The organism is Solibacillus sp. FSL K6-4121 (assembly GCF_038002585.1).
Classification (GTDB): Bacteria; Bacillota; Bacilli; order Bacillales_A; family Planococcaceae; genus Solibacillus; species Solibacillus faecavium.
Genome location: NZ_JBBOCS010000001.1, coordinates 485,288 through 497,027, shown reverse-complemented (window position 1 = coordinate 497,027; position 11,740 = coordinate 485,288). Strand labels below are relative to the sequence as shown.

Genomic DNA, 11,740 nt, shown 5'->3' with positions numbered 1-11,740 from the left:
GAGTAAAATTTAGAAAAATGAATAGTATTGTGCCTTCATATAAGTCTGGTAATATGGTCCAGATGTTTCTACTAAGTTACCCTAAATAACTTATCTATGACGGTGGGTTTCACTATATCCCTTAATAGGGATAGGTATACCCACTTGAAGAAGAGATGAAATATGAACGCGTAGAAATTACTTTCTTACGCGTTTTTTTTCTTAATTATAGGCCGCAAAAAATTAGAAGAGGTGGAAATTGTGTCAACTCCTATGTTAAAAGAACTTGAAAAGATTGTCGTTCTTGATTTCGGTAGTCAGTTCAACCAGTTAATTACGCGTCGTATCCGTGAATTCGGTGTATTCTCAGAATTACATCCACATACGGTTACAGCAGAAGAAATCAAAGAAATGAATGCTGTAGGTATCATATTCTCAGGGGGTCCAAACTCTGTGTATGATGAATCAGCGTTTCATGTTGATCAGGCAATTTTTGAATTAGGGCTACCGATTTTAGGTATCTGTTACGGAATGCAGTTAATGGCACACACTCAGGGTGGTAAAGTAGAAGGTGCTATTACTCGTGAATACGGAAAAGCAGAAATTAACGTACCTTCAGATAATAAACTTTTCGCGGAATTACCAAAAAATCAAGTTGTTTGGATGAGTCACGGTGACCATGTAACAGCTGTACCAGAAGGATTTGAAGTAATCGCGACTAGTCCAGCATGTCCGATAGCAGCAATGGCTGATACATCTCGTAACTTATATGCAGTACAATTCCATCCGGAAGTACGTCACTCTGTATACGGAAATGATTTACTGAAAAACTTCGTATTCAATGTCTGTGAAGCAAAAGGCGATTGGTCAATGGCTAACTTCATTGATATCGAAATTGCGAAAATTCGTGAGCAAGTTGGCGATAAGCAAGTTCTTTGTGCATTATCAGGCGGGGTAGATTCTTCTGTAGTAGCGGTATTAATCCACAAAGCTATTGGTGATCAGTTAACTTGTATGTTCGTTGACCACAACCTAAACCGTAAAGGTGAAGTTGAGCAAGTAATGAAAACTTTCACGGAAGACTTTGATATGAAACTAATCAAAATTGATGCTCGTGAACGTTTCATGAACAAGTTAAAAGGTGTTTCTGACCCAGAGCAAAAGCGTAAAATTATCGGCAATGAGTTCATTTACGTATTTGATGAAGAGTCATCAAAACTAAAAGATATGGATTTCTTAGCTCAAGGTACACTTTACACGGACATTATCGAGTCAGGTACAGCAACTGCTCAAACAATTAAATCACACCATAATGTTGGTGGATTACCAGAAGACATGAAGTTTGAATTAATCGAACCTTTAAATACATTATTCAAAGACGAAGTGCGTGCTTTAGGATTAGAGCTAGGTCTTCCAGAAGCGGTAGTATGGCGTCAACCATTCCCAGGTCCTGGTTTAGGTATCCGTGTACTTGGTGAAGTAACAGAAGAAAAACTGGATATCGTTCGTGAAGCTGACTATATCCTACGTGAAGAAATTAAAAAAGCAGGCCTTGACCGTGATATTTGGCAATACTTCTGCGTATTACCGGACATCCGTTCAGTAGGCGTAATGGGCGATGGTCGTACGTACGATTACGCAATCGGTATCCGCGGTGTAACATCAATCGACGGCATGACATCTGACTGGGCACGTATCCCTTACGATGTACTTGAGAAGATTTCTGTACGTATCGTAAATGAAGTTAAGCACGTTAACCGTGTGCTGTATGACATTACTTCTAAGCCACCAGCAACAATTGAGTGGGAATAAACGCTCGCCAAATTTCGAGGAGCGACTGCACCGCAGAAGCACAATAAATTTATGAACAACGTAATAAGCTTGGTAGAGCCTTACTTGATAGGGTTTCTGCTGAGCTTTTTTACTTAGTTTTAAATTTTTTTACGAATATATGTAAGGTTAGCAGTGCACTATAAGGTTTACTTCAGTAAAATAAGGTATAGTATATTTGTTGGATGGATTCTCTTTAAGGATTAGAAAAGTAGGTGAACAAAGTGGGGAAATATCAATTGGATACAAAAGGCAAGGTAGCTGTGACAAAGTATCATGAAAAAAACAAACCTGCCAAATTTGATAAAAAACAACAACTTGAAAAAATACGTGCAGAGTATTTGAAGAAGAAACAAGAACAAACAGATAAATAGGATGAATGTAAACATAGGAGGATAGTTTTTCCCCTATGTTTTTCTTATTTTTAAACAAGTAGGGCTCTGAAAAAGATAGCGGTTAAATAAACATTTTTATTCTTTCAGTTTTATTGCGAATTGTTAAATTTATATTACTCGGGTTTAGTATTTCTGAGAAAAGGTATTGATTAGTATACCTATAATCAAGATAAACGAGCGGTATGAACTAAACTATTAAAAATGGAGGAATGAAACATGGAAACAAGTGAAAACAAAAAATTACATGGTATTTACAATACGGAAATGGAATTACAAGCAGAAATGGATCGCCTTCGTACACAAGGATATGGTGAAGAGGATATGTACATCGTGTCGAATCATAACCAACAGCTTTCAATGTATCGAGGATCATCTTCATATGATAATGATGCAAAAGAAGGTTCATGGTGGGATCGCTTCAAAGCATTCATCATGGGGGAAGATTTAGTGCGTGATAAGTATTTCACACAAATGGGTTTAACAGAAGATGAACGAAATCGTTATTATAAAGATTTACAGGAAGGTAAGTATCTATTGTATGTAGATAAAGACTATGGAACTTACTTCGATGAAGGTACAGATAGTTATGGGGTAAATAAAACTGAAGAAGAGCGTTTAGCCCTTCATGAGGAAGAGTTACTACAACGAGAAAGAAATGATATTCATAATACCTCAACAAATTTAGATGAGTCGTTAAATCGAACAAATCGTCAATATTAAGAGCTGTAATTAAATATAAGGAAGTCTATATTGTATAGGCTTCCTTTTTATGTTTAAAATTATTTACTCTTCAATAGTATCTTTTGGGCGGGATTTCCACTCGATTCCACTAGATACACAACCTAATGTCACGATTAATAAAAGTACAAATAATGTGTTATGCAACCAATACGGCAATTAAAGCCCTCCTTTAAACTATCTTTAACAAATATTATTTTAACATACTAAAAAGATAGAATGTACAATTTAGAGCTGGTGAAGTTAACAAAATAAGTAAAAGCCTAAGCAGCTTATAGGCATACTCAGGCTAATGTGATTAGTTTTCCTTTTTTTCGATGAAGAACGTTACGATAAAAAATAGGAAGAATGCGATTAATAAAATTGATCCGCCTACAATGAAGAATATCATATTTATTGTTTCGTTAGTGTTCAATGGATCTAAGTAGTGTAGCCACATTCCTATACATAACCCAACGGCACCAATCATACCTAAAATACTTTGAATCTTTACGTAAAGTAGTTTGCGGATTGGTACAGAATAATAGAAAATTCCCCACGCAAATACCGATAACCATCCGACTAATACAAAGTGAGCGTGAATTGGACGTAAAGCATAATTCATTTCTCCACTCATAATAGAGCCAATTAAAACACCTAAAAAGCCAAAAATTGCCGCGAAGCGAATTAAGCGCATCGCCCATATTCGTTGTTGTAACAAATAAATCCCTCCAAAAAAATTCATTTCAAGTTAACTATAAAAGAGTAATATGACATCTCTATAAACTTTCCTGAGAAAATATTCTATTATTCCAGTAAATCTAACACATCATATAGCTTGTAATCAGCTAATATCTCTTGAGGTAATAAAGTGAGCAACTCCTCTTTTGATGCCCAAAGATACTGCTCGTGTTCGCTTGATAAAGATATTTGACTTTCTTCACTCTCGCATAAATAGGAAAGTAAAACAATTTGCCGGTCATTACTTGTAAAGAAGGTGGTCGAAAATAAAAGGTTTTTCACGGTTATTTTCAATCCTACTTCTTCGAGATATTCTCTTTTAAGTGCTTCTTCCAATGATTCGCCGAAGTTTAAATTTCCTCCTACTACCTCCCATGTTCCTGCGCCGAAAGAATCGGTATGTGATCGTTGGATAATTAATATTCTATTATTTCTAATAAGAACGCCTTTTACAACAACCTTTATTTCATTCAAAAAATCCCCTCCAAAGTAAATGTGAGTAATAGAAAAAGTAGACTGGATTACAGTATATACCAAGTCGGTAAAAAGGCGTTTAGTAATTTTTGCGGAAAGACTTGGCTAAATTATGAATGTTTTTACGAACCTTTTTCGATAAAAATTAAAAAATGTTCGGATATGGGCTTGTAATTTAAAAAATGAAATGTTATATTACTAGCGTAAATTAAATATGTCGTCGTATAATGTCGGGAATATGGCCCGTAAGTTTCTACCGAATCACCGTAAATGATTCGACTACGATTTAAAATAAGTTTCGATTCTATTTAACTAATAGAAACTATTCTTATTTCCATAAATCGTAGACATGCAGCTTAACAGCTTAGCGTGTCTTTTTGTTTTATAGGATCGAAACCCTCGATAGTTGTAAGACGACAACACGGAGGAAAATTTCATTATGAAAAAGTATTTCGAGTTTGATAAACTTGGTACAAATTATCGCAAAGAGATATTAGGTGGCTTCACTACATTCTTAGCGATGGCCTATATTTTAATTGTCAATCCATTAACATTAACATTAGCGGATGTACCTGATCTTCCGGATGCAATGCGTATGGATTATGGTGCAGTATTCGTAGCAACAGCCTTATCAGCAGCTGTTGGATCGTTTGTAATGGGATTCTTGGCAAAGTATCCGTTGGCATTGGCACCGGGACTTGGACTAAACGCATTCTTTGCTTATACAGTTGTTTTAACAAACGGAAGTCCATGGCAGCATGCTTTGGCGGCGGTATTCGTTTCAGGTGTGTTCTTCTTGATTTTAACTTTAACAGGTTTACGTGAAAAATTAATTAATGCAATTCCAATGGAATTAAAGTTAGCAGTTGGTGCAGGTATTGGTTTATTCATCGCATTTATCGGTTTAAAAAATGCCGGAATTGTTATAGCGAATCCAGCAACATTTGTGGGTATTGGTAACTTAACAGATCCAGAAGTATTGTTAGCTATATTTGGTATAGTTATTACAGTTATTTTCTTAGTTCGTGGTATGAAAGCCGGAGTATTCATCGGAATGGCTATTACTGCTATAGCTGGCATGATCTTTGGACTAGTGGAATTACCATCACAAATTGCAGCGATGCCACCATCTTTAGAACCAACATTCGGTGCGCTTTTCTCGGCTTTTGGAGACGCGGAGTTTTATACTTTAGCAATGCTTTCAGTTATCTTAACTTTCCTATTCGTTGACTTCTTTGACAATGCCGGAACATTAATGGCTGTAGCCAACCAAGCAGGATTTGTTAAGGACAATAAACTACCTCGTGCAGGTAAAGCTTTAATTTCTGACTCGATTGCAACGATTGCCGGATCTATTTTTGGTACATCAACAGTAACTTCTTTTGTTGAATCTTCTTCCGGAGTAGCTGCTGGTGCTCGTTCTGGTTTTGCAGCAATTGTGACAGGCGTATTCTTCCTATTAGCACTTTTCTTCTTACCGATTCTAAGTGTTGTAACTTCAGCAGTAACGGCTCCAGCGTTAATCGTTGTAGGGGTATTAATGGTTGCATCGCTTGGTAAAATTGAGTGGGAAAAATTCGAAATTGCAGTACCGGCATTCTTCACTATGTTAATGATGCCCTTAACATTCTCGATTGCAACAGGTGTTGCTGTAGGTTTCGTATTCTACCCATTAACAATGATTGTCGCAGGCCGTGCAAAAGAAGTTCATCCAATTATGTACGTTTTCGGATTTATATTCTTGCTTTACTTAGGCACTGCAGCACATTAATAAAATTTAATCTTAGCTACTTAGACAATTCGTTTAAGTAGCTTTTTTTATTCGGCGGTACCTCCCGATTACAAATTAAGTTACGGATGATTAGAAGGACAATCAATATCGAGGTAGAAGATAATGTATAAGGGGTGAATAGATTATGGAAGTAAAAATTATTGAAGCCAGTACATCTGACTATATAGAAGTAAACCGAATTGTAAGGGAAGGGCATGAGGAACACGTAGAAGGGGATCGGTCTATTTTCCGTAGTGTGGAAACGGTGATGCCTGAAGATTATTACAATGAACTATTAAAGAATGATAATAGTAAAATATTTATTGCAAAATTAGAAGAAGAGACGGTTGGCTTTGCAATAATAAGTTTGGAAGTATCACCGCCATTCCCTTCGTTAGTTTCTCGGAATTATGCCTACATACATGATTTTGGCGTTGATCAAAGAAAGAAACGTCGATCAATCGGTTCGAAGCTCTTTGAAAGGTGTATTCAATGGTCGGAAGAAAAAAATGTAACGTCAGTGGAGTTGAATGTGTGGGAATTTAATGAAGATGCATTAGCATTTTATGAGAAACAAGGCATGAAAGCTATTAGTAGAAGAATGCGAATCGATATTACATAACTTTTTTCTTCTAAATGGGAGGGGGAAAAAGATGAATTTGGGGGTGACAAGCAAAAGAACTTTACGTTATGTATAATAGGAAGAAACTCTATATGAATGCCGGTCTAAATATCAGAAAATTTTTTCTTTTAAAAAGGGGTTGCGTAAAGCTTACATACGGGTGTATAGTTAATCACGTTGCTGCGACACACTGAAGCAAGCAACACAAACGAAAAACAAATTTTAATAAAGTTGTTGACAAGTAAAAACAACTCAGTTATAATTTGAAACAGTCGCACAAACGACTGACAAATGAACCTTGAAAACTGAACAAGCAACGTTAATGAAATAAGCTTCTTAAATGAAGCAAACAATAGATTTTAACTTTTAATTAAGTTGAATCGCTAGCAAAGCAAATGAGCTTTCAAACTACTTTTATGGAGAGTTTGATCCTGGCTCAGGACGAACGCTGGCGGCGTGCCTAATACATGCAAGTCGAGCGGATGATGAGAGAAGCTTGCTTCTCTCTGATTTAGCGGCGGACGGGTGAGTAACACGTGGGTAACCTACCTTATAGATTGGGATAACTCCGGGAAACCGGGGCTAATACCGAATAATACTTTTAAACACATGTTTGGAAGTTGAAAGACGGTTTCGGCTGTCACTATAAGATGGACCCGCGGCGCATTAGCTAGTTGGTGAGGTAACGGCTCACCAAGGCAACGATGCGTAGCCGACCTGAGAGGGTGATCGGCCACACTGGGACTGAGACACGGCCCAGACTCCTACGGGAGGCAGCAGTAGGGAATCTTCCACAATGGACGAAAGTCTGATGGAGCAACGCCGCGTGAGTGAAGAAGGATTTCGGTTCGTAAAACTCTGTTGCAAGGGAAGAACAAGTAGCGTAGTAACTGGCGCTACCTTGACGGTACCTTGTTAGAAAGCCACGGCTAACTACGTGCCAGCAGCCGCGGTAATACGTAGGTGGCAAGCGTTGTCCGGAATTATTGGGCGTAAAGCGCGCGCAGGTGGTTCCTTAAGTCTGATGTGAAAGCCCCCGGCTCAACCGGGGAGGGTCATTGGAAACTGGGGAACTTGAGTGCAGAAGAGGATAGTGGAATTCCAAGTGTAGCGGTGAAATGCGTAGAGATTTGGAGGAACACCAGTGGCGAAGGCGACTGTCTGGTCTGTAACTGACACTGAGGCGCGAAAGCGTGGGGAGCAAACAGGATTAGATACCCTGGTAGTCCACGCCGTAAACGATGAGTGCTAAGTGTTGGGGGGTTTCCGCCCCTCAGTGCTGCAGCTAACGCATTAAGCACTCCGCCTGGGGAGTACGGTCGCAAGACTGAAACTCAAAGGAATTGACGGGGGCCCGCACAAGCGGTGGAGCATGTGGTTTAATTCGAAGCAACGCGAAGAACCTTACCAGGTCTTGACATCCCGGTGACCACTATGGAGACATAGTTTCCCCTTCGGGGGCAACGGTGACAGGTGGTGCATGGTTGTCGTCAGCTCGTGTCGTGAGATGTTGGGTTAAGTCCCGCAACGAGCGCAACCCTTATTCTTAGTTGCCATCATTCAGTTGGGCACTCTAAGGAGACTGCCGGTGATAAACCGGAGGAAGGTGGGGATGACGTCAAATCATCATGCCCCTTATGACCTGGGCTACACACGTGCTACAATGGACGATACAAACGGTTGCCAACCCGCGAGGGGGAGCTAATCCGATAAAATCGTTCTCAGTTCGGATTGTAGGCTGCAACTCGCCTACATGAAGCCGGAATCGCTAGTAATCGCGGATCAGCATGCCGCGGTGAATACGTTCCCGGGCCTTGTACACACCGCCCGTCACACCACGAGAGTTTGTAACACCCGAAGTCGGTGAGGTAACCTTTATGGAGCCAGCCGCCGAAGGTGGGATAGATGATTGGGGTGAAGTCGTAACAAGGTAGCCGTATCGGAAGGTGCGGCTGGATCACCTCCTTTCTAAGGATTATTTCGGAATCATTCCCTCGGGGAATGAAACATTAACGTTTGCTGTTCAGTTTTGAAGGTTCATTCTTAATTGAATGAGATACTTCAAAACTTCGTTCTTTGAAAACTGGATAAAACGACATTGAAAGCAATAAAACAAATTTCTATTTTATAGAAATGTAACAAGTCAAGCAATTGACGTGTAAACTTAAATCTTGGATTTTATCCAAGTGTTAACTTTTGGTTAAGTTAATAAGGGCGCACGGTGGATGCCTTGGCACTAGGAGTCGATGAAGGACGGCACTAACACCGATATGCCTCGGGGAGCTGTAAGTAAGCTTTGATCCGGGGATTTCCGAATGGGGGAACCCACTATCTTTAATCGGATAGTATCTACACGTGAATACATAGCGTGATGAGGACAGACGCAGGGAACTGAAACATCTAAGTACCTGCAGGAACAGAAAGAAAATTCGATTCCCTGAGTAGCGGCGAGCGAAACGGGAAGAGCCCAAACCAAAGAGCTTGCTCTTTGGGGTTGTAGGACACTCTATACGGAGTTACAAAAGAATGAGTTAGACGAAGCGACTTGGAAAGGTCCGCGAAACAAGGTAAAAGCCCTGTAGTCAAAAGTTCATTCCCTCCAGAGTGTATCCTGAGTACGGCGGAACACGTGAAATTCCGTCGGAATCCGGGAGGACCATCTCCCAAGGCTAAATACTACCTAGTGACCGATAGTGAACCAGTACCGTGAGGGAAAGGTGAAAAGCACCCCGGAAGGGGAGTGAAATAGATCCTGAAACCGTGTGCCTACAAGTAGTTAGAGCCCGTTAATGGGTGATAGCGTGCCTTTTGTAGAATGAACCGGCGAGTTACGATTACGTGCGAGGTTAAGTTGAGAAGACGGAGCCGCAGCGAAAGCGAGTCTGAATAGGGCGAATTAGTACGTGGTCGTAGACCCGAAACCAGGTGATCTACCCATGTCCAGGGTGAAGGTGAGGTAACACTCACTGGAGGCCCGAACCCACGCACGTTGAAAAGTGCGGGGATGAGGTGTGGGTAGCGGAGAAATTCCAATCGAACCTGGAGATAGCTGGTTCTCTCCGAAATAGCTTTAGGGCTAGCCTCGTGATTGAGAATACCGGAGGTAGAGCACTGTTTGGACTAGGGGGGCATCTCGCTTTACCGAATTCAGACAAACTCCGAATGCCGGATATTTATACACGGGAGTCAGACTGCGAGTGATAAGATCCGTAGTCAAGAGGGAAACAGCCCAGACCACCAGCTAAGGTCCCCAAGTAATCGTTAAGTGGAAAAGGATGTGGCGTTGCTTAGACAACCAGGATGTTGGCTTAGAAGCAGCCATCATTTAAAGAGTGCGTAATAGCTCACTGGTCGAGTGACGCTGCGCCGAAAATGTATCGGGGCTAAACGATTCACCGAAGCTGTGGATGCATACTTTGAGTATGCGTGGTAGGAGAGCGTTCTAATAGCGTTGAAGTCAGACCGGAAGGACTGGTGGAGCGATTAGAAGTGAGAATGCCGGTATGAGTAGCGAAACATGGGTGAGAATCCCATGCACCGTATGACTAAGGTTTCCTGAGGAAGGCTCGTCCGCTCAGGGTTAGTCGGGACCTAAGCCGAGGCCGATAGGCGTAGGCGATGGACAACAGGTTGATATTCCTGTACCACCTCCTCACCGTTTGAGAAATGGGGGGACGCAGTAGGATAGGGTAAGCACGCCGTTGGTTGCGCGTGTTCAAGCAGTAAGGCGTGTATGTAGGCAAATCCGCATACTATAACGTTGAGCTGTGATGACGAGCTCTTATGAGCGAAGTTCCTGATTTCACACTGCCAAGAAAAGCCTCTATCGAGGTGAGAGGTGCCCGTACCGCAAACCGACACAGGTAGTCGAGGAGAGAATCCTAAGGTGTGCGAGAGAACTCTCGTTAAGGAACTCGGCAAAATGACCCCGTAACTTCGGGAGAAGGGGTGCTTCTTTGGGTGCATAGCCTAGAGAAGCCGCAGTGAATAGGCCCAGGCGACTGTTTAGCAAAAACACAGGTCTCTGCAAAACCGTAAGGTGACGTATAGGGGCTGACGCCTGCCCGGTGCTGGAAGGTTAAGAGGAGCGGTTAGCGCAAGCGAAGCTGTGAATTGAAGCCCCAGTAAACGGCGGCCGTAACTATAACGGTCCTAAGGTAGCGAAATTCCTTGTCGGGTAAGTTCCGACCCGCACGAAAGGCGTAACGATCTGGGCACTGTCTCAACGAGAGACTCGGTGAAATTATAGTACCTGTGAAGATGCAGGTTACCCGCGACAGGACGGAAAGACCCCGTGGAGCTTTACTGTAGCCTGATATTGAATTTTGGTACAACTTGTACAGGATAGGTAGGAGCCAGAGATCCCGGAGCGCCAGCTTCGGAGGAGGCGTCGGTGGGATACTACCCTGGTTGTATTGAACTTCTAACCCATGCCCCTTAGCGGGGTAGGAGACAGTGTCAGGCGGACAGTTTGACTGGGGCGGTCGCCTCCTAAAGAGTAACGGAGGCGCCCAAAGGTTCCCTCAGAATGGTTGGAAATCATTCGAAGAGTGTAAAGGCATAAGGGAGCTTGACTGCGAGACCTACAAGTCGAGCAGGGTCGAAAGACGGGCTTAGTGATCCGGTGGTTCCGCATGGAAGGGCCATCGCTCAACGGATAAAAGCTACCCCGGGGATAACAGGCTTATCTCCCCCAAGAGTCCACATCGACGGGGAGGTTTGGCACCTCGATGTCGGCTCATCGCATCCTGGGGCTGTAGTCGGTCCCAAGGGTTGGGCTGTTCGCCCATTAAAGCGGTACGCGAGCTGGGTTCAGAACGTCGTGAGACAGTTCGGTCCCTATCCGTCGTGGGCGTAGGAAATTTGAGAGGAGCTGTCCTTAGTACGAGAGGACCGGGATGGACACACCGCTGGTGTACCAGTTGTCTTGCCAAAGGCATCGCTGGGTAGCTATGTGTGGACGGGATAAGTGCTGAAAGCATCTAAGCATGAAGCCCCCCTCAAGATGAGATTTCCCATTACGCAAGTAAGTAAGACCCCTGAAAGACGATCAGGTAGATAGGTTCGAGGTGGAAGTGCGGTGACGCATGCAGCTGACGAATACTAATCGGTCGAGGACTTAACCACATTTTATTGCACAAATTCAATGAACCGTTTATCCAGTTTTGAAAGAATGATTCTTTCAAAGGGTTCCAAGACATAAGCTGTATT

At 42.2% G+C, this 11,740-nt stretch carries 7 protein-coding genes, 2 rRNA genes and 2 riboswitches; of the genes, 7 read left to right on the top strand and 2 right to left on the bottom strand.

The genetic code is table 11. From position 1 onward, the window contains the following. Positions 1–15 precede the first annotated feature (15 nt). A riboswitch (purine riboswitch) is annotated at positions 16–117 on the top strand. Positions 118–252: 135 nt separating this feature from the next. From guaA to MHH95_RS02535, 3 genes are all read left to right on the top strand, one after another. Continuing rightward, complete coding sequence (guaA, locus tag MHH95_RS02545; RefSeq protein ID WP_445682987.1) at positions 253–1,791, top strand: glutamine-hydrolyzing GMP synthase; 1,539 nt, start codon at positions 253–255, stop codon at positions 1,789–1,791. A gap of 242 nt (positions 1,792–2,033) precedes the next feature. Further along, positions 2,034–2,183, top strand: a complete 150-nt coding sequence (locus MHH95_RS02540; RefSeq protein ID WP_191701804.1) for a hypothetical protein — start codon at positions 2,034–2,036, stop codon at positions 2,181–2,183. 237 nt (positions 2,184–2,420) lie between these two features. After that, complete coding sequence (locus tag MHH95_RS02535; RefSeq protein ID WP_340726341.1) at positions 2,421–2,924, top strand: general stress protein; 504 nt, start codon at positions 2,421–2,423, stop codon at positions 2,922–2,924. A 316-nt stretch (positions 2,925–3,240) separates the two neighbouring features. Here the strand turns inward: MHH95_RS02535 and MHH95_RS02530 are convergent, their stop codons facing one another. Both MHH95_RS02530 and MHH95_RS02525 read right to left on the bottom strand, forming a co-directional pair. Further along, the gene (locus MHH95_RS02530; RefSeq protein WP_340726340.1) at positions 3,241–3,642 is read right to left on the bottom strand and encodes a hypothetical protein; all 402 of its coding nucleotides are present in this window, start codon (positions 3,640–3,642) and stop codon (positions 3,241–3,243) included. Between the two features lie 86 nt (positions 3,643–3,728). Next, positions 3,729–4,136: an NUDIX hydrolase gene (locus tag MHH95_RS02525; RefSeq protein WP_340726339.1), complete on the bottom strand. Its 408-nt coding sequence runs from the start codon at positions 4,134–4,136 to the stop codon at positions 3,729–3,731. Between the two features lie 200 nt (positions 4,137–4,336). After that, a riboswitch (purine riboswitch) is annotated at positions 4,337–4,438 on the top strand. 137 nt (positions 4,439–4,575) lie between these two features. Between MHH95_RS02525 and MHH95_RS02520 the strand changes: the two genes are divergently transcribed. The 4 genes from MHH95_RS02520 to MHH95_RS02505 all read left to right on the top strand — a co-directional run bounded on the left by MHH95_RS02520 (position 4,576) and on the right by MHH95_RS02505 (position 11,656). Then, positions 4,576–5,907 (top strand): NCS2 family permease, encoded by a 1,332-nt coding sequence (locus MHH95_RS02520; RefSeq protein WP_340726338.1) that lies wholly within the window; start codon positions 4,576–4,578, stop codon positions 5,905–5,907. 145 nt (positions 5,908–6,052) lie between these two features. Continuing rightward, positions 6,053–6,529, top strand: coding sequence for a GNAT family N-acetyltransferase (locus tag MHH95_RS02515; protein WP_340726337.1), 477 nt, complete (start codon positions 6,053–6,055; stop codon positions 6,527–6,529). Between the two features lie 413 nt (positions 6,530–6,942). Beyond that, positions 6,943–8,497: ribosomal RNA gene (locus tag MHH95_RS02510) — 16S ribosomal RNA — on the top strand. A gap of 230 nt (positions 8,498–8,727) precedes the next feature. Beyond that, a 23S ribosomal RNA gene (locus MHH95_RS02505) occupies positions 8,728–11,656 on the top strand. The 16S and 23S rRNA genes sit together here, the layout of an rRNA operon. Positions 11,657–11,740: the final 84 nt, after the last annotated feature.